Raw genomic sequence first — 21,254 nt, 5'->3', positions numbered from 1 at the left:
CCGCGAAAGGGGGCTAGTATACGCCTTTGGCCTGCCGGGTGGACCGTTACTGCGTGCTGAACTGGTGAAGGCGCTGGGTGACATCTGCTGTCAGATGTGACAAACCGGGCGCCGGTGGGTACAACAAGGGGCGGCACGACGGGCGACGCATGACCCGGAACGGGAATCTTTACGGCCGACCGGACGTTGACCGGATGACGACGACAGCGACACCTGTCCTGTGGGCGACAAGCCCGGGAGGCACGATTCATGAGTGAGCGAGCTCTTCGCGGCACGCGCCTCGTGGTGACCAGCTACGAGACCGACCGCGGCATCGATCTGGCCCCGCGCCAGGCGGTGGAGTACGCATGCGAGAAGGGGCATCGGTTCGAGATGCCGTTCTCGGTCGAGGCGGAGATTCCGCCGGAGTGGGAGTGCAAGGTCTGCGGAAGCCAGGCACTCCTGGTGGACGGGGACGGCCCCGAGGAGAAGAAGGGCAAGCCGGCGCGTACGCACTGGGACATGCTCATGGAGCGGCGTACCCGCGAGGAGCTGGAGGAGGTGCTGGCCGAGCGGCTGGCAGTGCTCCGGTCCGGTGCGATGAACATCGCGGTGCACCCGCGAGACAGCCGGAAGTCCGCGTAGGGCACCGGCGCCGGTGCCGGACCGGCCGGAGTCCCTCCGGCGGCCACCTGGTCGGCAGACCACCGGTGGCGACGGCGACCGGCAGCCGGTGGCGACAACAGCCGTGGGGCGCGGTACACCGAGTGTGTACCGCGCCCCACGGCTGTTCGCCGTGCCGTTGACGTTCGACAGATAGGGATGGGGGGCCGGCCGCTGTCGGTACTCTCCGCGCCCGGCGCGGCCCGCCGCCGGCCCGCCCGTCGGCGTACCCGTGCGCGCCCGTCGGCGTACCCGTGCGCGCGTCACCGCCCGGCGGGCGGCCGGGGCGGTTACGGGGTGAGCGGCGGGCGCCCGGTCTCGTCGGCGGGGCCGGGGTGCGGGGCGCCGGAGCCGTCGCGGATCACCTCGCCCGGCACGACCTTGCCGTCCGGGCGGTGGATACGGGCCTGCCGCAGCGCGTCGCCCCAGGAACCGGGGACCGCCGCCGCCCGCATCCGGCGGTCCAGCGCCCGGTCGGCGCGGCGGCCGAGTGCCGCCCGTACCGGGGGCAGGAGCAGCAGCAGGCCGGCGGCGTCGGAGAGCAGACCCGGCAGCATCAGCAGCAGACCGCCGAGCATCAGGAAGCCGTTGCCGGAGCCGCCCCGCTCCTTCCCGTCCATCGTGCCGGGCTCGCCCGGGCTCCGCCGGCCCAGCGCCTCGTTGAGATTGCGGAACGCCCGCCGGCCGGCCCGCTTGACCACCGTCGCCCCGAGCAGCCCGCCCGCGATCAGCAGGAGCAGCACGGTGAGTCCGCCGGAGGCGCGGGCCACCAGGGTGAGCAGCCAGACCTCCAGCACCAGCCAGACGGCGACGCCGAGCGGTGCGTAGCGACGAGCGCGGGAGCGGGTACGGGTCGGGGCCGGGGCCGGGGGAAGCGGTGTGCCGGTGGTCATGGTTCCAGTGTGCCTGGCGGCGTGCCGGGTCCGGATAAAGGGGTGATCGCCGCACAAGGATGATCGCCCCGCCCCGGAGCGGGGCCGGCGGGACCACGGACCGTGCCGAGCGGAGTCTGTCCCGCTCGGCGCGGGGTCGGTCCCGCTCGGCGGGGGTCAGTCCCGCTTGCCCAGGCCGTCGCGGCCGCCGCGGCCCAGCAGGCGGTTGGCGCGGCCCTCGACGCCCCAGGCGGTGACCCGCCAGAGCGCCTCCACCACGATGTCCCGGTTCATCTTGGAGTCCCCGTGCTCCCGGTCCACGAAGGTGATCGGCACCTCGACCACATGGAAGCCCGCGGCGACGGCGCGCCGGGCCAGATCGACCTGGAAGCAGTACCCCTGGGAGGCCACCTCGTCCAGCCCCAGTCCCTCCAGGGTCTCCTTGCGGAAGGCCCGGAAGCCGCCGGTGACGTCCCGGAGGGGCACGTCGAGCAGCAGACGGGAGTAGGTGCTGCCGCCCCGGGAGAGGAACTCGCGGTACTTGGGCCAGTTGACCACCCGGCCGCCGGGCACCCAGCGGGACCCCAGCACCAGGTCGGCGCCCTTCAGCGCGGTGAGCAGCCGGGGCAGCTCCTCGGGCTGGTGGGAGCCGTCCGCGTCCATCTCGACCAGCACGCCGTAGCCGTGGTCGATGCCCCAGCGGAAGCCCGCCAGATAGGCGGCGCCCAGCCCCTCCTTGCCCTTGCGGTGCAGGACATGGACGTGATCGTCGGACGCGGCCAGCTCGTCGGCGAGCTTGCCGGTGCCGTCGGGGCTGTTGTCGTCCGCGACGAGCACATGGGCGTCGGGCACCGCCTTTCGCACCCGGGAGACGATCGGCTCGATGTTCTCGGCCTCGTTGTAGGTCGGGATGATCACCAAGGCCTTGCCGAGCGGGCCGTATCGCCTCTGGCCACCGTCGTTCACTACTGCCCCTTCGGTCTGTTCGCAGGTCCCCCACCTTAGCGAGCCCCGGCCGCGCCGCGACGGCGGTACGGGGATCGGGTGTCGGCGGGGCCGTAGCGGGGCGGCGGGGGTGCGCCGAAGCACACGGCAGCGGCACACGGGAAGGGGGTGCGGGGCGGGCCGGGCACGGGGGGGGTGGCGCGGGAGCGGGCGGCGCGGACCGCGGTGCGGGGCCCGGAGTCCTTCGGGCCGACCTGGCGCCCGCTGGCTGCGGGTCGACCGAAAGCCGTTGTCTACTGAACGTCCGGGCCCCACCCGGGTCGCACCCGCCCGCCGGAGGACCTTCCCGTGTTCCCGCGGGCGCTGGACCTGGCTCCCAGTGGTGGTGCGCCGGTGCGGCACACCACAACCCGTGATCCAGCGGCGTTCCACGGAGGCGGGACGGTCGACCTGCCGGACGTCCTGTGGTGGACCCGGCAGAACCTACCGGCCGCCGACCGCACGCTGTCAACACCCACACGACCTGCGGCGTTTCGCCGAAGCACCAGGTCAGCGCGGAAGATCCGCAGGTCGTGGCGGAGGCACCCGGGACCCGTCCGGCGCGGGGCGGGCCGCTACGTCACTCGTTCGGTCTCACAAAGACCGTACGGCCCCCGACCACCGTCCGGAGGCACACGGGCAGCGGGGCGCCCGGGGTGAGTTCCGGCAGCCCGGGGGTGCCCGAGCGGGGGTCGGTGGACCAGCGGGCCACCCGGTCGTCCGGGGCCTGGACCACCAGGTCACCGGTGCGCCAGACCGCGAAGTCGGCGGGGGCGCCCGGCACCAGGACCCCGGCGTCGTCCCGGCCGACCGCCCGCCAGCCGCCCCTGGTGTGCGCGGTGAAGGCGGCCCGGACCGAGATCCGGTGCTCCGGGGTGCGGTGGAAGGCGGCGGCCCGGACGGTGCCCCAGGGGTCCAGCGGGGTGACCGGGCTGTCGGAGCCGAAGGCCAGCGGCACCCCGGCGCGGAGCAGCGCCGCGTAGGGGTTGAGGGTGCGGGCCCGCTCGGCGCCCAGCCGCTGTGCGTACATGCCCTCGTCCCCGCCCCAGGCGGCGTCGAAGGCCGGCTGGACCGAGGCGGTGAGGCCCAGCTCGGCGAAGGCGGCCACGGTCTCGGGAGTGAGCATCTCGGCGTGCTCCACCCGGTGCCGGGCGGCCCGCACCCGGGCCAGGCCCAGGGTCTCCGCCGCCGCCCTGATGCCGTCGGTCACGGCGGTCACGGCGGCGTCCCCGATGGCGTGGAAGCCCGCCTGGAGGCCGGCCTCGGTGCACGCGGTGACATGGGCGGCGACGGCGGCCGCGTCGAGGTGGAGGGTGCCGGTGTGGGCGGCGTCGGCGTACGGCTCGTGGAGGCAGGCGGTGTGGGAGCCGAGCGAGCCGTCCGCGAAGAGGTCACCGGCCGCGCCCGCGGCACCCAGTTCCCGGACCCGGCGGGCGTCCTTCTCCCCCGTGACCGCCTCGGCCCAGTAGCCGACCACCCGGGGGCCGGGCTCACCGGCGGCGAGGGCGAGCAGGCCGGTGAGGTCGTCCTCGCCGGAGATCTCGGGCCCCGCGCACTCGTGGACGGTGCCGATCCCGAGGGAGGCGGCCCGCCGCAGCGCGGCCCGTTGCGCCTCGGTGCGCTGGGCGGCCGTGACGGAGCCGTACGCCGCCGCCCGTACCGCGTGGTGGGCGTCCCCGGTCAGCGGGGCGTCCGGGTGGAAGCCGGTGAGCCCGGTGACCCCGGGGACCAGGTCGAGCAGGGCGGTGGTCACCACGGCCGAGTGGACGTCGATCCGGGTCAGATAGAGCGGCCGGCCGCCGGTGGCCTCGTCCAGTTCGGTACGGGACGGGGCGCGGCCCCCGGGCCAGCGGGCGGCGTCCCAGCCGTGGCCGAGCAGCACCCGGTCGGCCGGCCGGGCGGCGCTGTGCGCCCGTACCAGCTCCAGGGCCTCCGCGAGGGTGCGGGCGGCTGAGAGATCGAGTCCGGTGAGGGCGAGGCCGGTGGCCGTGGTGTGCACATGCGCGTCGGTGAACGCGGGGGTGACCAGCGCCCCTTCGAGGTCGATCACCTCGTCCACCCCGGCGGCGAAGGCGTCGGCCGCGCCCTCGGAGCCCACCCAGGCGACATGCCCCCGCTCCACCACCATGGCGGTGGCGAAGGGATCGGCGGGGCTGTGGACGTCTCCGCCGCGCAGCAGCACGGTGCGGTGTTCGCTCTCGGTCATGACGACCAGCGTAGAGAGCGGTCCGGCCGGGGCTCCGGGAGACCCCCGCGGGTCCGGAGCCCGGCCCCCCCGGAGTCCGGAATCCCGCCGGCCGGGTCCCGGACCCCCGGGTGAGGCGGGCGGGGCACGGCGGGCCGGACGGTACGGGCGGCCCGGAACTCGGCGGCGGCGCGGGCCCCGGGAGCCGGGCAGGTCCCGGACGCGGGGCGGACATGAGCCCCGGGGCGGGCCTCGGCAGCCGGGCGGACAGGACGCGGACACCGCCGGGGCTCGGACGCGGGGCGGGCGGCCTCGGACTGGGCCCCTGGGCGGACTTGAGATCCCGGGCGGGTCCCGGAGACGGGGCAGGGCTCAGGCCCGGAGCTGAGCTCGGACCCGGATCCGAGCTCAGCTCCGGAGGGAACGCGGAAGAGAACGCGGACGCGGCCGGGGCTCAGACGCGGGGCGGGCGGGCCTCGTAGGGGGTGGAGAGCACGACCGTGGTCCGGGTGGAGACCCCCGACTGGGAACGGATCCGGGTGAGCAGATGCTCCAGTTCCAGGGGGGTGGCCACGCGCACCTTGAGAATGTAGTTCTCGTCGCCCGCGACGCTGTGGCAGGCCTCGATCTCGGGGACGTCGGCGAGCCGGTCGGCGATGTCGTCGGGGGCGCTGGGGTCGAACGGTTTGACCGAGATGAACGCGGTCAGCGGCAGCCCCACCGCCTCGGGGTCGACGACGGCCGCGTAGCCGCGGATGACGCCCCGCTGCTCCAGCCGGCGGACGCGCTGATGCACCGCCGAGGTGGACAGGCCGGTGGCCTTGCCCAGATCGGTGTAGCTCATGCGCCCGTCCTTGACGAGCAATTCGACGATCCGACGATCCAGCTCCTCCATGCGGTCAACCTATCCCCCGGGCCCCGCGCGGCACAGCCTGCCCGGCTCCCGGCGGGCACCGGCCCCCGTCATGTGACCAAGGCCACAGCCCGGCCGCCGGATTGGTCGAGACCTGATGGTTACCTGACGGGCCGACAGGGAAGTGCTTGCTGTGGTCATGGCCACCAGAGCCCGGTCGGCCCATCCGAGGGGGAGATTCTCCATGCAGGAGCCCGTTGATTCCGTCGTACCCGATGAGGACGACGAACTCGCCGCCTACGACACGTTCGAGATGTTCCGGGTGATCTGCCCGGACTGCGCCCGGCCCATCGCGCTGCTGGCAGACGAGGACGTGCTGCCCGAGCACGCGCTGTGCCCCACGCCGTGGAATCCGTTCGTGCTCTCGGTGTGCGGCGGGACCGGCCGGCCGGCCGCCGAGGCCCGGCCCGCCGACGAGACGCTGGAGACGCTGGAGCAGGACACCGGCCTGCTGCTGACCCTGCCGCAGGGACTGGACTGGCGGACCCAGCCGTTCTCGCACGTGGGCGGCCCCGGATCGCACCCGATCAAGACGTCGGGACCGGCACCCGACCGGCTGCGGCTGGACCGCGCCGCCTGAGCACGACCGCCTGAGCACGACTGGGCCCTACCGCCCGGCGCCGATGGCTTCCGGGGCGGTACGGCCCGGTGCGGATGCCTTGAGGGCCCGGTTCTTCCGGGCCCGGGCGGCGCGGGTGCGGCCGGCTCTCGCGCCGGCCGCCGCGCCGCGGGACCCGGTTCCGTACCCCGGGTCAGCGGGATTCCGGGCCCGCCAGATGACGGGCGATGACCATCCGCTGGATCTGGTTGGTGCCCTCCACGATCTGGAGCACCTTGGCCTCGCGGAAGTAGCGCTCGGCCGGGAAGTCGGCGGTGTAGCCGTAGCCGCCGAGCACCTGTACGGCGTCGGTGGTGACCCGCATCGCCGCGTCCGTGCAGAAGAGCTTGGCCATCGCCGCCTGCCGGGAGAACGGCAGGCCGGCGTCCCGCAGCCGGGCCGCCGCCAGATAGAGTGCCCGGCCCGCCTCGACCTGGGTGGCCATGTCGGCCAGCAGGAACCGCAGCCCCTGGAAGTCCGCGATCGGCCGGCCGAACTGGCGGCGGCCGGTCGCGTACGAGACGGCCTCGTCGAGCGCGGCCTGGGCGACCCCCACGGCACAGGCGGCGATGCCCAGCCGGCCGGAGTCCAGCGCGGAGAGGGCGATCGAGAACCCCTGCCCCTCGTCCCCGAGCCGGCGCGCGTCCGGCACCCGCACCCCGTCGAAGTGGAGCTGGGCGGTGGGTGAGCCCTTCATGCCCATCTTCTTCTCGGGCGCGGCGGCGGAGAGCCCCTCGGCGTCCCCGGGGACCAGGAAGGCGGTGATGCCATGAGCGCCCTCGCCGCCGGTGCGGGCCAGCACGGTGCAGAAGTCCGCGACGCCCCCATGGGTGATCCACGCCTTGGTGCCGGTGAGGACCCAGTCGTCGCCGTCACGGACCGCCTTGGTGCGCAGCGAGGCGGCGTCGGAGCCGGCCGACGGTTCGGAGAGGCAGTAGGCGCCCAGCAGCCCGCCGCCCAGCATGGCGGGCAGGTGCTCGGCCTTCTGCTCCTTGGTGCCGTAGCCGGCGAGGGCGTGGCAGGCGAGGGTGTGGACGCTGACGCCGAGGCCGACGGTGAGCCGGACCGCCGCGAGCTCCTCCAGGACCTGGAGGTACACCTCGTACGGCTGCTCACCACCGCCGAACTCGGCCGGGTACGCCAGGCCGAGCAGCCCCGACCCGGAGAGCAGCGAGAAGGTCTCACGCGGGAAGTGACCGGCCTCCTCCTCGGCGGCCGCCCGGGGAGCGATCTCCCGCCGGGCGATGTCGCGTACCAGGGCCATCAGGTCCCGGGACTCCTCGGTGGGCAGGTGGCGTTCCACCGGCTGGGGCTCCACCGCCTGCGGCTCGCGGTCGGACATGCGGCGCTCTCCTCCCTGTCGGGCGCTACGGCGTCCGCACGCGCGGGGTGGGCGACGGCGCCGGGTCTCACTGCCTCACCGATGCTGCCCTTCCGGGTCTCGGACCGGGGCTGACCAGCGGCTGTGGCGGGTTGAGTATGCCCGATCGGGGGCCCCGCGTCACCGGGTCGAGAGGAGTTGTGATCTCCACCTGGCAGAAATCCGGCACGATCCCGGCACGATCCCGGCGGGAACGGAGCACGAACGCGGCGGGAATCCGACGCGATCGGAATGGACCCGGCCGGATCCGGCGGCGAGCACGGCGCCGCTCCCGGCCGGGGGGGCCGGGAGCGGGAGGACGGGGCCGGTCGCCGCGGGGTCGGGGCCCGGTGGTGTCAGAACAGTCCGGCCTGGGTGACGAGCATGGCGAAGACGACGACCAGGACCCAGCCGAGGGCGTGTTCCAGCAGCTTGGGGCCGTCCTCCTTGGGGCCCCCGGTGCGGGCGCGGGCGGCGGAGAGGGCGGTGCTCATGGTCATGGTGTCTCGCTCTGCTGGCTCTGCGGAGGTGGTGGTGTCCCGGAGGCCGAGGGCAGGGGGCCGCCGGGCCGGGGGGCGCGGACGGCCCGGACATGTCCTGGGCCGTCCCCAGTCCCCCTACAGTGCCAGCGGGGGCGGCCGGCTGGGTAGAGACGCGCGTCACTGCCGTACGGGCCGCCCGCCGCGGTTCAGTGGACGCCGATCGCCTCCAGGGCCCGGCGTTGCGCGGCCGTGGGGTCGAGCGGCCAGTAGAGGTAACAGACACCCCCTGTGCCGGAGACCACGTTCCCGGCGGCGTCGTACCGCTGAGTACGGAGCCAGATGTTCTCCCACTCGCGCCGGCGGTAGACCCGGCGTACCGCGTCGTTGGAGGGGGACGAGGGGTCGTTGGCGATCACATCGCCGTCGGCGGTGAGGCCGACGACGGTCATCAGATGGCCGGCGGTGCCGTAGTCCGCCCCGGTCAGCTCGGCGGCGCGGAAGGACTGCGAGGTGATGACGGGGATGCCCGCCCGGATCAGGGTCTCCAGTTCCGTCAGCGATCCCAGCCGGGTGACGACGGCGTTGAGGTCCGGATAGCCGGCGGCGTAGGCGGCGTTGAAGGACCAGTTGCCGCAGCCCGCGTACTGGTGGTCGAAGGTGTACCGGGCGGCGTGGCAGACCTGGGGGTCGGCGAAGGCCGGGTTCACCCAGGCCAGGTCGGTGGCGGTGGGGCGCCGGCCCCAGTACTCGACCACCATCTGGGACGAGGTGGGGCTGCACCACGCCTCGCCGCCGTTGTCGTACTCCGGGTACTGCCCGAGGTGAACGGTCTGGGAGTAGCGCGGCACGGCCAGTTCCCGTCCCTCGCCGGGCGGGGCGGCGGGCACGGTGAAGCGGTCCGGTACGGCCGAGGCCATGGCGCCCAGCCGCCACACGGTCGGGGTGGCCCCGCTGCCGGGCGACCGGTGCAGGGTGAGGCGCGGCCGGTGGGCGACCAGCCGTTCGCCGGTGGCGGGGGCCTCGACGGCGAGGGTGTCGGTCCGGACTGCGGTACGTCCGTCGGTCTGGCCGTCGAGGGAGGTGCGCCGGACGTCTCCGTCGCCGGAGGCCCAGCGGCCCAGCACGTACCAGGGGGTCTCGGTGCCGTCGGCGTAGCGGCCCTGGAACTCGACGGTGATCCAGGTGCCGGCGGGGGTGGCGGCGTTCCAGGAGGGGACGAGCTCGGTGGCCGGGACGGCGGGGGCGTGCCAGGGCCCGGTCCAGGTGGCGTACTCCCAGGTCGCGGTGCGGCCGGTGTGCGGGTCGAGGTAGTCGGCCCGGCCGGCCGGGGTGGCCAGGACGACACCCGGGCGGGAGCCGGGGGCCGGGGCGGTGCCGGCGTGGTCGCCCGTCTCCCAGTCGGCCGCCGAGACCCAGAAGCGGTTGTCGGCGGCGGTGGAGGCGGACGCCACCGGGTCGGCGGGGGCCGCGTGCTCCGGGTGGCGGCCGGACCGGGGCCCGTCGGCGGGTGCCGCGGTGGCGGGGGCGTGGCCGGTACCGGCGCCGGCCACGGCGAGTGCGGCGGCGAGCAGGGCCCGGCGCGGGGTGCGGCCCGGCGCGGCGGTCTCGGGCAGGGCGCCGTCGGGCGCGGGGACGCGGGGTGAATCGTTCATGGCGAAGTCCCGTTCGGGAGGGGGTGGTGGGGGCGGGAGGCGGGAGGACGAGGTGGTGGGAGGGCGGAGAGGTGGGGAGAGGGCGGAGAAGCGGGGAGGGCGGGGTGGGAATCGGGCGCGGTGAGAGTGAGGACCGGGCCGGGTGGGGTGGGGACCGGGTGGGGTGGGGTGATGCGGGATGTGCCCACTATCGCGGCCTGGGTAACGGCGGGTGCGGTTATCCGTCGCGCGTCGCGCCGGGACGACCCGGCCGGCGACCCCGGGGCCGTCCGGAGGCCACCCGACGGGGCTCTCACCGGCGGGTTTGTACGCTGATCGGCATGACCGGTCCTCTTCCCGGCCCGGGCCCCGGCGGCCCCGGGCACGGCTCCCCCGGCTCCCCGGAACCCGCCGGTCCCGGCGGCCACGGCGCCCCCGGCGCTTCCGCCGCACCCGGAGACCCCGGCACGCCCGGTTCCGCCGAAGCGTCCGCCGCCTCCGCCACATCCGGCGGGCCCGGCACGTCCGGCGCCTCCGCCACACCCGGAGACCCCGGCAGGCCCGGTGGACCGGGCACACCCGACGGGCCCGCCACACCCGGCACGCCCGGTTCCGCCGAAGCGTCCGCCGCCTCCGCCACACCCGGCGGGCCCGCCACGCCCGGCACACCCGGCAGGCCCGGCGCCCCCGGCAGGCCCGGCGCCCCCGCCGGGCTCGGCGCCCTCGTCGCGGAGGTGCGCGCGCTGCCGCCGTCCTGCGGTCCGGTGCGGCTGGTCGCGGTCGACGGGCACGCCGGGTCGGGGAAGTCCACCTTCGCCGCCCGGCTGGCGGCGGCGCTCGGCGGTGTCCCGGTCCTCCATCTGGACGATCTCGCCAGCCATGCCGAGTTGTTCGGCTGGACGGAGCGGCTGCGGGCGCAGGTGCTGGAGCCGTTCCGTCAGGGCGAGGCCGCGCGCATTCACCCGTACGACTGGAATCTAGGCCGCTTCGGACCGGCCAGGAGCCTGCCCGCCGCTCCCGTGGTCCTGGTGGAGGGAGTGGGCGCCGGACGCCGGGCGGTGCGGCCGTGGCTGGCCCGGCTGCTGTGGATGGAGCGCGGCCCCGAGGAGTCCTGGGCCCGGGGGCGGCACCGGGACGGACCTGCCCAGACGTCCTTCTGGGACGGCTGGACGGTGGCGGAGACCCGCCACTTCGCCGGCGATCCCTCCCGTCCGTTCGCGGACGCGCTGGTACGCGAGTGCCCGGCGGGATACGAGGTGCGGCCCGGGCCGCGTGGGAGGTCCGCGACACAGCCGAAAATCACTCCCCGTGACCGGAATTGAGTGGCTCTCCGGACCACGGGGAAACGATCCCGCCGAGTGCCCCAACTCGGCTTGACCCAGGGGGCTTACAGGTCCTACGTTCTTCATGTGCGGCTTTTCGGAGCCGCCATGACGCGAAGCCCCCGGTTGTTCCCCCGTGACCGGGGGCTTCGTACTGCCCGGGAGCCCCCTGCCGCGCGTCGTCCGCCCGGCTCTCGCTCACCCTGGGTCACCGGCTTCCGAGCCGCTTCCGCGCCCTTAATCAAGCCCCCGTCGCCTGGGTACGATGCCCGTGGCGTGGTCATATTCCTTGCAGCAGAGCGAGTTGGGGACGCTTCCCGCCGGGTGACCGCCCGGCGGTACGGCAACGGGGCACGGCGTGTGGGGGACCCGATGGACATCGGCACACAGGGCGGCGCACCGGCTCCCGCCGAACTCGCCTGGGTGCGCGGCATGGACGCCTACACGGTGGGCGCCTATCCGCAGGCGGAGGAGGAGTTCAAGGACGCCGTCCGGATCGATCCCGGGATGGCGGACGCCTGGCTGGGGTTGCACGCCCTGCGCGTGGACACCACCACAGCCCTGTTGCGGATGTACGGCAGCCGGCACCGCTTCGGGGAGCAGCGCGCCCGCCATCGCCGGACGCTCAACTCCTGGTACTGGCTGGGCTGGTGGGTGCAGCCGGTGCTGGAGAGCCCGCGCGATCTGCTGCTCGCGCACGCCTCGCACTGGCTGGACGGCCGTCATGTGGCGGAGCTCGACCGGGCGTTGGCGGGACTGCCACCGGTGGACACCGACCCGCAGGTGCGGTTTCTGTACGCCTGCCGGGCCTATCTGGTCAAGGACTGGGACCAGTTGGTGCGGCTGACCGAGCCGCTGGTGAACGATCCGCTGCTCGGCATCGAGGCGGGACTCTTCGGCGGAATGGCGCGGGTCCGGCTGGAGATGTACGGGCAGGCCGGACCGATGCTGGCGGCCGCGCTGATGCGGTGCCGCAGCGAGCAGCCGCAGCGCAAGGAGCTGCGCTACTGGCTGGCCCGGGCGCACGAGGGGACCGGCCGGAGTGCCGCCGCCCTGCCGCTGTACCGGGCGGTGCACCGGGTGGACCCGGCGTTCATGGACACCTCGGCCCGGCTGGCGGCCATCGCCGACTGCACCGACTACGCGGAATACGCGGACTGCGACGACTACGCCGACCGCACCGATTACGCGGAATACGCCGACTACGCCGATGTCGCGGACTACGACGGGGCGGGGCCCGCCGACGACTGGGGCGGTCCGGAGGGCTGGGAGGGGGCCGGGGAGGCGGCCGGACTCGCTCCGGTGTCACTGACCGGGCTCGGCCAGGACGCCGGTGGCGGCCCCCGGGACGGCGAGGGCCCGGCGGAGGGAGCCGAACCGCCGCCCGGGGATGCGCTCCGCCGTGGCGACCGGGCCGGCGGACCGGGCTCCTGGCAGTTCCCGGGGCCGGCGGTGCCGGGCCCGGGACCGCGCCCGGCCGGTACGGGCGCCCCGGGCGGTTCCGTCCCCGGCGGCACGGCCACCGGCGCCCCGCCCGACGGTCCGGAAGGGACCGGCGCGGCGGACGGCGCGGGAACGGGCGGCACCGGGCCGGGTGTGCCGGGGCCGGGCGGACCGGGGGTCGCGGGTCCGGAGGGGCCGGGTGGCGGCGCGGGGCCCGGCCCGGTGCCGGAGCCGGGTCCCGGATACGGCGCCCGGGTCCGGGCACCGCTGCCCGGCCGGTCGGCTCCTCCGGTCTTCCCGGCCGGGCCCACCGATCCCGCGCTCCTCGCGGAGGCGCTCGCGGAGCTGGAGCGGATGGTGGGGCTCGACCCGGTGAAGCGTCAGGTCCGGGCGCTGTCGGCCCAGTTGGAGATGGCCCGGCTGCGGGCCGGACAGGGGCTGCCGGTGCAGCCGCCGAAACGTCACTTTGTCTTCTCCGGGCCCTCCGGCACCGGCAAGACGACCGTCGCCCGCATCCTGGGCCGGGTCTTCTACGCGCTCGGCCTGCTGGGCGGCGACCATCTGGTGGAGGCCCAACGCTCGGACCTGGTGGGCGAGTTCCTGGGCCAGACGGCGGTGAAGGCCAATGAGCTGATCGACTCGGCGCTCGGCGGGGTGCTCTTCGTGGACGAGGCGTACGCGCTCTCCAACTCCGGTTACAGCAAGGGCGACGCCTACGGCGACGAGGCGCTCCAGGTACTGCTGAAGCGGGCCGAGGACAACCGGGACCAGCTGGTGGTGATCCTGGCCGGCTACCCGGAGGGCATGGACCGGCTGCTCGCCGCCAACCCGGGGCTCTCCTCCCGCTTCACCAGCCGGGTGGACTTCCCCTCGTACCGTCCGCTGGAACTGACCGCGATCGGCAAGGTGCTGGCGGCCGCCCACGGTGATCTGTGGGACGAGGAGGCGGTGGAGGAACTGCGGGCGATCAGCGGGCATGTGGTCGCCCAGGGCTGGATCGACGAACTGGGCAACGGCCGCTTTCTGCGCACCCTCTACGAGAAGTCCTGCGCCTACCGGGACCTGCGGCTCTCCGGTTACGCCGGCACACCCGGCCGTACCGATCTGGCCACCCTGCGGCTGCCCGATCTGATGCAGGCGTACGGCGAGGTGCTGTCCGGCCGGGGCCCGGGCCCCCGGGGGCCGCAGGAGCCGCTCGGCTTCTGACCACGGGCCGCCCGGACGGGACCCGCGCCCGGACGGCACCGGCGGCCGGACGGACCGCCCGTACGAGAACGGCAGGCCCTGCGGGCGCGGGCACCGGCTAGCGGGGCTCCTCGGTACCGCTGCCGCGGGCCTCGACGAGGGCGCGCAGCGCCTGGGCGTCCCGGATCGCCTGCTGCTTGGCGATGCCCGGCTGGATGCCCAGGGCGGGCAGGCTGGTGCCGTCGCTGAGGTCCAGGAAGACCCAGGGGTCGCCCTCGCGGAGGTTCACCCGCAGGATCTCCGCCCAGGCCAGCCGGCGGGTGCGGGTGAGGTTGACGACGGTGACGCCGGTCTCGTCGGCCTCCACCTTGGGGCGGCTGAGCAGCGCCAGTACGCCGAGGAAGAGCGCGGCCGTGAGGACGAAGCTGGCCCGCTCCCCCGGGCTCAGCTTCTCCAGGGCGAGGGCGACGGCCGTGATGACGGCGAACATGACCGTCCCCACGGTCAGCAGGACCACCCGGGTGCGGGTGGGCCGGAAGGTGACCGGGAGGTCGGGGAGCCGGGTGGCGGACATGTACCAGGGGTCCTTAGGGGCGGGCAGACGGGGGTTCGTCGGGGCCGCCCCGAAGGGCGGCGGTCGGGGCCACCCCGGAAGGCAGGTGCCCCCTCGGGGCGGGCGGCCCCGGAAGAGGGCGGCACCACGGGCCGTCCCGGGCGCCGCCCCCTCCGGAGGGCTCGGTGGGCTCGGAGACCGCGGCTCCCCCGGGGGCGCCGGTCCCCGGGGGCCCGGGGGCCTCAGAGGCGGCAGGCGTGGATGGCCGTGGTGAGGATGGCGCGGGCGCCGAGCGCGTAGAGGTCGTCCATAATCCGCTGGGCGTCCTTGGCCGGGACCATGGCGCGTACCGCCACCCAGCCCTCGTTGTGCAGCGGGGAGACGGTCGGGGACTCCAGGCCCGGGGTGAGGGCGACGGCCCGCTCCAGGTGCTCGGCCCGGCAGTCGTAGTCCATCATCACGTACGACCGGGCCACCAGGACGCCCTGGAGGCGGCGGAGGAACTGCTGCACCTTGGGGTCGTCGGCGGGGGCACCGGTCCGCCGGACTACGACCGCCTCGGAGGTGAGGATCGGCTCCCCGACGACCTCCAGGCCCGCGTTCCGCAGCGAGGTGCCGGTCTCCACGACATCCGCGATGACCTCGGCGACCCCCAGCTCGACGGCCGTCTCCACGGCCCCGTCGAGGTGCACCACGGAGGCGTCGATGCCCTGGTCCGCGAGGTGCTTGGTCACGATGCCCTCGTAGGAGGTGGCGATCGTCATCCCGCCGAACTCCTCGGGACCGGACGCGGTGCCGGGCCGGGTGGCGTACCGGAAGGTCGAGCGGGCGAAGCCGAGCTGGAGGATCTCCTCGGCGCCGGCACCGGAGTCCAGCAGCAGATCGCGGCCGGTGATGCCGATGTCGAGCTTGCCGGAGCTGACGTAGATGGCGATGTCACGCGGCCGGAGGTAGAAGAACTCGACCTCGTTGACCGGGTCCACCAGCACCAGTTCCTTGGACTCCTTGCGCTGCTGGTAGCCGGCCTCATGGAGCATCGCCATCGCAGGTCCGGACAGTGAACCCTTGTTGGGGACGGCGATGCGCAGCATGGTGGCGGGTTCCTTTGCTGAGTGCTGAGTACTGAGCGCTGGATGCTGAGTACTGGGGTGCTGGACGGCTGGAGTTCTGCGGGGAGCGCGGGGCGCCGGGAGCTGCGGGGCGCCTGGGACGGCGGGAGGACCGCGGGGCGGGAGGGGCCGACCGCTCAGAGATGGGCGTAGACGTCGTCGAGCGAGATACCCCGGGCCACCATCATCACCTGGACGTGGTAGAGCAGCTGGGAGATCTCCTCGGCGGCGGCTTCCTTGCTCTCGTGCTCGGCGGCCATCCAGACCTCGGCGGCCTCCTCCACGACCTTCTTGCCGATGGCATGGACGCCCTTGTCCACCAGTTCGGCGGTGCGGGAGGTGGCGGGGTCGCCGGTCCTGGCCTTGCGCTCCAGCTCGGCGAAGAGCTCTTCGAAGGTTTTGTTCGCCATGATGGTCCCCAGAGTACGGGGTGGAGCCCTCCGCTCAGCGCCAGGGTTCGCTGACCGTACGCAGGGTGGTGGCGGTGGCGACGGCGGCGGTGACCGCCTCGTGGCCCTTGTCCTCGTGGGAGCCCGGCAGCCCGGCGCGGTCCAGGGCCTGCTCCTCGGTGTCGCAGGTGAGGACGCCGAAACCGACCGGGACGCCGGTCTCCACGGAGACCTGGACGAGCCCCTGGGTGACGCCCTGGCACACATAGTCGAAGTGAGGCGTGCCGCCCCGGACGACGACGCCGAGCGCCACGATCGCGTCGTAGCCGCGCTCGGCCAGCACCTTGGCGACCACCGGGAGCTCGAAGCTGCCGGGCACCCGCAGCAGGGTGGGCTCGTCGATGCCCAGCTCGTGCAGGGCGCGCAGGGCGCCGTCCACCAGGCCGTCCATGATCTTCTCGTGCCACTGCGCCGCGATCACGGCCACCCGGAGGTCGCCGCAGTTCTTCACGCTCAGTTCGGGTGCGCCTTTGCCGCTCACGTGCGTCTCGTTTCCTGTGATGTCCGGTGAACTGTGATGTCCGGTGCTGTGACCGTGCCGCCCGGTGCTGTGACCGTGCCGCCCGGTGACTGTCCGGTGCGTCGCGGAGTCCACACGACGGTGGGATCCGTCCTGCCGGGGGATCCGCGTGACGGTGGAGTCCGGATGACTGTGCGGTCCGGTGACCGCGCTGTCCAGTGACTCTGATGTCCGGTGATGTGACTGTGATGTCCGCTGACCGGATCTCTTTCGGCCAGGGCTGTGGCCGGGGCCTGCGGACGGCGCTTCGGCCGGCGGGGCACCGCCCCGGCCGGCCGGCCGCCGATCACCGGCCGCCGGCCGCCCCGGTCACTGGTTTCCGCAGGTGGGACCCGGGGCCGGGGCGTCGAGCCAGGGCAGGTCGTGCCCCATCCGGTCCCGCTTGGTCCGCAGGTACCGCAGATTGTGCTCCCCCGCCTGGACCGGCATGGGCTCTCGGCCGGTGACCGTCAGCCCGTGCCGTACCAGGGCGGCGATCTTGTCCGGGTTGTTGGTCAGCAGCCGTACGCTGCGCACCCCGAGGTCGGTGAGCATCCGGGCCCCGGCGGCGTAGTCGCGGGCGTCGGCGGGCAGGCCCAGCTCCAGGTTGGCGTCGAGGGTGTCGTGGCCGCGCTCCTGGAGTTCGTACGCCCGGAGCTTGGAGAGCAGCCCGATCCCGCGCCCCTCGTGGCCGCGCAGATAGACGACCACCCCCCGGCCCGCCTCGGTGATCCGCTCCATGGATGCCTGGAGCTGGGGGCCGCAGTCGCAGCGCAGCGAATGGAAGACGTCCCCGGTCAGGCACTCGGAGTGGATCCGGACCAGCACCTCCTCGCCGTCGCCGAGGTCGCCGTGGACCAGGGCGACATGCTCCACGCCGTCGACGGTGGAGCGGTAGCCGTACGCGGTGTAGTCGCCGTGCGCGGTGGGCAGCCGGACCTCGGCCTCCCGGCGTACGGTCGGCTCGCTGCCGCGCCGGTAGGCGATCAGGTCCTCGATGGAGATGATCGTCAGCCCGTGTTTGCGGGCGAACGGCACGAGTTCCGGGAGCCGCAGCATCACCCCGTCCTCGCCCGCGATCTCCACGATGGCCCCGGCGGGGCGCAGTCCGGCGAGCTTGGCCAGGTCCACGGCGGCCTCGGTGTGGCCGTCGCGGGCCAGGACGCCGCCGGGGCGGGCGCGCAGCGGGAAGATGTGGCCGGGGCGGACGAAGTCGTCCGGGGTGGCCGCGCCGCTCGCCAGGAGCTGGAGCGTGGTGGCCCGGTCGGCGGCGGAGATGCCGGTGGTGACGCCGTGGGCCGGGCCGGCGTCCACCGAGACGGTGAAGGCGGTCCGCATGGACTCGGTGTTGTCCGAGACCATCTGCGGCAGCCGCAGCCGCTCCAGCTCCTCGTCCTCCATCGGGGCGCAGATCAGGCCCCGGCACTCGCTCATCATGAAGGCGACGATCTCGGGCGTGGCCTTCTCGGCGGCGACGATCAGATCGCCCTCGTTCTCCCGGTCCTCGTCGTCCACGACCACCACGGGCCGGCCGGCGGCGATGTCGCGGATCGCCTGCTCGACGGGGTCGAGGGCGAGATCGGCCGCGTCCCACGCGGGGAGGGCGCTCATGGTGCTTGCCTTTCGGTCGCTTCGGACAGCGGGGGCGGCGGAGGGAGCGGAGGCCGCGGGGACACCCGGGACAGCGGAGACGGCGGGGACGCCGGCAGCGGGGCCTTCGCCGGGCCGGTCACCGGTGGGTTCGCCGGGGACGGCGCCGGGCGGGTCCGGCTCGGCGGGCGCGGCGGTCATGACCAGGCCCCGTTCAGGGCGGCGGGGGTGCGGGAGCGCAGCCACCAGTCGCGCATGCCCCAGACCACGAGCCCGAAGTAGACGACGTACACCAGGCCGGAGAAGGCGAGCCCGCTGCTGAAGGCGAGCGGCACGCCGACCAGGTCGACCAGCAGCCAGGCGAACCAGAACTCCACCAGCCCCCGGGCCTGGGCCACCATGGCGACCAGGGTGCCGACGAAGATGTACGCGTCCGCCCACGGGCTCCAGGAGAGCGACGGGAACAGGATGAACAGGCCGCCGACGGCGAGAGTGCCGACGAGCGCGCCGCCCAGCAGCACCGCCCGCTCGGTCCAGCTCGCGAACCGGACGGCTATGGAGCCGTCCTGGGCCTGCCGGCGGCCCCGGGTCCACTGGTGCCAGCCCCAGCCGGCCACCCCGATCACCAGCAGCTGCTTGCCGACGCCGCCGGAGAGTTCGGCGGAGGCGTAGGCGCCGACCAGGATCACCCCGGAGAGCAGCTGGGCGGGCCAGGTGAGGACCGACCGCCGCCAGCCGAGCGCCAGGGCGATCAGGCCGATGGTGTTGCCGACCATGTCGGTCCAGAGGATCCGCTGGCCGAAGGCGGTGAACGCCACGGTGTTGAGCCAGTTCACCGGAGGCTCCCCCCGGCCGGGCGGACGGTGTCCTGGCCCGCCGCGGCGGCGTCCCGGCCGCCGGCGGCGAGCAGTCGCTCGACGTACTTGGCGATGACGTCGACCTCCAGGTTGACCGGGTCGCCGGGCTGCTTGATGCCGAGGGTGGTCAGCGCGAGGGTGGTGGGGATGAGGCTGACGGTGAAGTGGTCGGCCGCCGCCGTCACCACGGTGAGGCTGACGCCGTCCACCGTGATGGAGCCCTTCTCCACGACGTACCGGGCGAGTTCGGCCGGGAGCGAGACGGTGACCAGCTCCCAGTTCTCGGACGGGGTCCGGGCCAGCACGGTGCCGGTGCCGTCGACATGGCCCTGCACGATGTGGCCGCCGAGCCGGCCGCCGACCGGGGTGGGGCGCTCCAGGTTGACCCGGGAGCCGGTGGCCAGCGCGCCGAGGCTGGAACGCTTCAGCGTCTCGGCCATCACATCGGCGGTGAACTCGCCGTGCTCGGCGTCGACCACGGTGAGGCAGACGCCGTTGACGGCGATGGAGTCGCCGTGCTTCGCCCCCTCGGTGACCACGGGTCCGCGCAGACGGAAGCGGGAGGAGTCACCGAGGTTCTCCACGGCGGTGACCTCGCCCAGCTCTTCGACGATTCCGGTGAACACTCAGGACTCCTTCGGTGCGACGACGGCGGTTTCCCGGCCGGCGGCTGCGGGATCGGCGGTGGCGGGGCCCGGGGTCGCCGGGCGGGTCGGGTGCGGGCCCGGTGCCTGCGGGCCGGTGGTGCGCGGGTCCTGGGCGGCCGGGACGGTGGCCGTGTCCGGGTCCGGGGCTCCGGGTCCGGCTGCCGGGACGGCGGGGCGGGCGACGGTGGCGGTGATCCGGAGGTCGGGGCCGAGGCGGACGGCCTCGCGGACATCGAGCCGCAACGCCCCGGCGAGCGTGGTGATTCCGGCGTCATTGAGCACGGCCGGGCCCGCGCCCAGGAGCAGCGGGGCGAGATAGCCGATCACCCGGTCGACGGCGCCGGCCGCGACGAAGGCCCCGGCCAGGGTCGGACCGCCCTCCAGCAGGACGGAACGGACGCCCCGCTCGTGCAGCGCGGCGAGCAGCGCGGGGACGGAGAGCCCGCCGGCCGCCGCCCGGGGCAGCCGGATCCACTCGACGCCGGTGCCCCCGGCCGCGCCGGCGCCCTCCGTGCGGCCGGTGACCTCGGCTTCGGCGCCCGTACGACCGCTGTCCGCACGACTGTCCGTACGACCGGTGTCCTCGGCGACCGCGATCAGGGTCGGCGCGGCGCCGTCCAGCACCCGGGCGCCCGGCCGGACGGCGGTGCCCTCGGTGTCCACGACCACCCGCAGCGGCTGTACGGCTCCGTCGACGCCGCGCACGGCCAGGTGCGGGTCGTCGGCGCGGGCGGTGCCGGAGCCCACGACCACCGCGTCGGCCTCGGCACGGAGCCGGTGCACATCGGCGCGGGACTCGGCGGAACTGATCCAGCGACTGGTGCCGTCCGCGGCGGCCACCCGGCCGTCGAGCCCGGCGGCGTACTTCCAGGTGACGTACGGCCGGCCCAGGCGTACGGAGGTGAGCCAGGCGGCGTTGCCCTCCTCGGCCTCGGCCGCGAGCAGCCCGTGTTCGACCCGGATCCCGGCCGCGCGCAGGGTCTCGGCGCCGCCGCCCGCCACCGGGTCGGGGTCGGCCACCGCGTAGACGACCCGGGCGATCCCGGCCTCGATCAGGGCCTGGGCGCAGGGGCCGGTGCGGCCGGTGTGGTTACAGGGTTCCAGGGTGACGTAGGCGGTGCCGCCCCGGGCGAGGACACCGGCCCGGCGCAGGGCGTTGACCTCGGCGTGCGGCCCGCCGGCCCGCTCGTGGTGACCGGCGCCGACCTCATGGCCGGAGGCGTCCCGTACGACACAACCGACGACCGGGTTGGGGCTGGTGGCGCCGAGTCCGCGCGCGGCGAGCGCGACGGCTCGGCGCATGGCGTCCGTGTCGGCGGTGGTGGCCACCGGGTCCTCCTGCCTCGTTCGGGCACGGACTCCGGGGCCTGTCGATGACGACAGAGAGCGGAACGACACCCCGCCGGGGATACGCCGACGGCCGGTCCGTACCGACCGCCGTGACCACGGCGACCAGCGGACCTCCGGCCGGCGCGCCCGTGAAGTGGGGTCGCCCGCCGCGCACTGCCTCCCATCCGGACTTTCACCGTCGGTCCAGGAATTTCACCTGGTCAACCGACCGCTGGCTGCGGACGGGTCGCGGACTGTAACCGCCGGTTCGGAATTGCACCGACCCCGGAGTGCGCTGCTGCTGATACAGGGCCAGTCTGCCACGCCGGGCCGTCCCCCATGCGGCCGATCTCTGTGGCCTGACTCACAGCACCCGAACGAGCACAGGAACGCGCATCCGCACCAGCGCGCACCGCTCCGCCCGCGTGGGCGGCCGGCGGACACGGACCGACCGATGGGCCCGGACCGGCTGATGGACCCCGGACCGACCGATGGGCCCGGGTCGACTGATGGGCCCGGGCCGGCCGCTGGGGCCGGACCGGTTGCCTGGGGCCGGACCGGTTGCCCGGGGCCGGACCGGTTGCCCGGGGCCGGACCGGTTGCC

General features: G+C 74.6%; 19 protein-coding genes and 1 riboswitch. Of the genes, 4 read left to right on the top strand and 15 right to left on the bottom strand.

All coding sequences use genetic code 11. The features are described from left to right. The first annotated feature begins 249 nt into the window (after positions 1–249). Positions 250–624, top strand: coding sequence for an RNA polymerase-binding protein RbpA (locus NX801_RS28715; RefSeq protein WP_026278069.1), 375 nt, complete (start codon positions 250–252; stop codon positions 622–624). A gap of 308 nt (positions 625–932) precedes the next feature. Here NX801_RS28715 and fxsA read toward each other — a convergent pair whose 3' ends face one another. From fxsA to NX801_RS28690, 4 genes are all read right to left on the bottom strand, one after another. Then, positions 933–1,535 carry an FxsA family membrane protein gene (fxsA, locus tag NX801_RS28710; protein ID WP_258790872.1) on the bottom strand — a complete coding sequence of 201 codons (603 nt, stop codon included), beginning with the start codon at positions 1,533–1,535 and terminating at the stop codon, positions 933–935. 156 nt (positions 1,536–1,691) lie between these two features. Then, positions 1,692–2,480 (bottom strand): polyprenol monophosphomannose synthase, encoded by a 789-nt coding sequence (locus NX801_RS28705; protein WP_258790871.1) that lies wholly within the window; start codon positions 2,478–2,480, stop codon positions 1,692–1,694. Positions 2,481–3,078: 598 nt separating this feature from the next. Continuing rightward, positions 3,079–4,704: an amidohydrolase gene (locus NX801_RS28700; protein WP_258790870.1), complete on the bottom strand. Its 1,626-nt coding sequence runs from the start codon at positions 4,702–4,704 to the stop codon at positions 3,079–3,081. 433 nt (positions 4,705–5,137) lie between these two features. Further along, positions 5,138–5,578 (bottom strand): Lrp/AsnC family transcriptional regulator, encoded by a 441-nt coding sequence (locus NX801_RS28690; protein ID WP_258790869.1) that lies wholly within the window; start codon positions 5,576–5,578, stop codon positions 5,138–5,140. Positions 5,579–5,780: 202 nt separating this feature from the next. Between NX801_RS28690 and NX801_RS28685 the strand changes: the two genes are divergently transcribed. After that, entirely contained in the window at positions 5,781–6,176 is a 396-nt protein-coding gene (locus tag NX801_RS28685) for a hypothetical protein (RefSeq protein WP_258790868.1), read from the top strand. A 172-nt stretch (positions 6,177–6,348) separates the two neighbouring features. Here the strand turns inward: NX801_RS28685 and NX801_RS28680 are convergent, their stop codons facing one another. The 3 genes from NX801_RS28680 to NX801_RS28670 all read right to left on the bottom strand — a co-directional run bounded on the left by NX801_RS28680 (position 6,349) and on the right by NX801_RS28670 (position 9,688). Then, the gene (locus NX801_RS28680; protein ID WP_258790867.1) at positions 6,349–7,536 is read right to left on the bottom strand and encodes an acyl-CoA dehydrogenase family protein; all 1,188 of its coding nucleotides are present in this window, start codon (positions 7,534–7,536) and stop codon (positions 6,349–6,351) included. Positions 7,537–7,910: 374 nt separating this feature from the next. After that, the gene (locus NX801_RS28675; RefSeq protein ID WP_258790866.1) at positions 7,911–8,054 is read right to left on the bottom strand and encodes an SCO1431 family membrane protein; all 144 of its coding nucleotides are present in this window, start codon (positions 8,052–8,054) and stop codon (positions 7,911–7,913) included. A 188-nt stretch (positions 8,055–8,242) separates the two neighbouring features. After that, positions 8,243–9,688: a C39 family peptidase gene (locus NX801_RS28670; RefSeq protein WP_258790865.1), complete on the bottom strand. Its 1,446-nt coding sequence runs from the start codon at positions 9,686–9,688 to the stop codon at positions 8,243–8,245. Between the two features lie 713 nt (positions 9,689–10,401). Here NX801_RS28670 and NX801_RS28660 point away from each other — a divergent pair. Together NX801_RS28660 and NX801_RS28655 are read left to right on the top strand one after the other, a co-directional pair. Beyond that, complete coding sequence (locus tag NX801_RS28660) at positions 10,402–10,989, top strand: uridine kinase family protein (protein ID WP_258790864.1); 588 nt, start codon at positions 10,402–10,404, stop codon at positions 10,987–10,989. A 372-nt stretch (positions 10,990–11,361) separates the two neighbouring features. Then, positions 11,362–13,638, top strand: coding sequence for an AAA family ATPase (locus tag NX801_RS28655; protein WP_258790863.1), 2,277 nt, complete (start codon positions 11,362–11,364; stop codon positions 13,636–13,638). Between the two features lie 97 nt (positions 13,639–13,735). Here NX801_RS28655 and NX801_RS28650 read toward each other — a convergent pair whose 3' ends face one another. The 8 genes from NX801_RS28650 to ribD all read right to left on the bottom strand — a co-directional run bounded on the left by NX801_RS28650 (position 13,736) and on the right by ribD (position 20,650). Beyond that, positions 13,736–14,191 (bottom strand): PH domain-containing protein, encoded by a 456-nt coding sequence (locus tag NX801_RS28650; RefSeq protein ID WP_258790862.1) that lies wholly within the window; start codon positions 14,189–14,191, stop codon positions 13,736–13,738. Between the two features lie 221 nt (positions 14,192–14,412). Beyond that, complete coding sequence (gene hisG / locus NX801_RS28645) at positions 14,413–15,261, bottom strand: ATP phosphoribosyltransferase (protein WP_258790861.1); 849 nt, start codon at positions 15,259–15,261, stop codon at positions 14,413–14,415. A 155-nt stretch (positions 15,262–15,416) separates the two neighbouring features. Further along, positions 15,417–15,689, bottom strand: coding sequence for a phosphoribosyl-ATP diphosphatase (locus NX801_RS28640; RefSeq protein ID WP_258790860.1), 273 nt, complete (start codon positions 15,687–15,689; stop codon positions 15,417–15,419). A gap of 34 nt (positions 15,690–15,723) precedes the next feature. Beyond that, positions 15,724–16,209, bottom strand: a complete 486-nt coding sequence (ribH, locus tag NX801_RS28635) for a 6,7-dimethyl-8-ribityllumazine synthase (protein ID WP_258790859.1) — start codon at positions 16,207–16,209, stop codon at positions 15,724–15,726. Positions 16,210–16,557: 348 nt separating this feature from the next. Next, entirely contained in the window at positions 16,558–17,838 is a 1,281-nt protein-coding gene (locus NX801_RS28630; protein ID WP_258790858.1) for a bifunctional 3,4-dihydroxy-2-butanone-4-phosphate synthase/GTP cyclohydrolase II, read from the bottom strand. Positions 17,839–18,014: 176 nt separating this feature from the next. Further along, positions 18,015–18,593, bottom strand: coding sequence for a nicotinamide mononucleotide transporter family protein (locus NX801_RS28625; protein ID WP_258790898.1), 579 nt, complete (start codon positions 18,591–18,593; stop codon positions 18,015–18,017). A 56-nt stretch (positions 18,594–18,649) separates the two neighbouring features. Then, positions 18,650–19,300 (bottom strand): riboflavin synthase, encoded by a 651-nt coding sequence (locus NX801_RS28620; RefSeq protein ID WP_258790857.1) that lies wholly within the window; start codon positions 19,298–19,300, stop codon positions 18,650–18,652. Further along, on the bottom strand, positions 19,301–20,650 hold the full coding sequence (gene ribD / locus NX801_RS28615) for a bifunctional diaminohydroxyphosphoribosylaminopyrimidine deaminase/5-amino-6-(5-phosphoribosylamino)uracil reductase RibD (protein ID WP_258790856.1): 1,350 nt from the start codon (positions 20,648–20,650) through the stop codon (positions 19,301–19,303). Between the two features lie 167 nt (positions 20,651–20,817). Next, a riboswitch (FMN riboswitch) is annotated at positions 20,818–20,948 on the bottom strand. Positions 20,949–21,254: the final 306 nt, after the last annotated feature.

Origin of the sequence: Streptomyces pyxinae (assembly GCF_024756275.1) — a bacterium.
Lineage (GTDB): Bacteria > Actinomycetota > Actinomycetes > Streptomycetales > Streptomycetaceae > Streptomyces > Streptomyces pyxinae.
The sequence above is the reverse complement of the archived record's forward strand: the minus strand, read 5'-3'. Positions and strand labels throughout refer to the sequence as shown.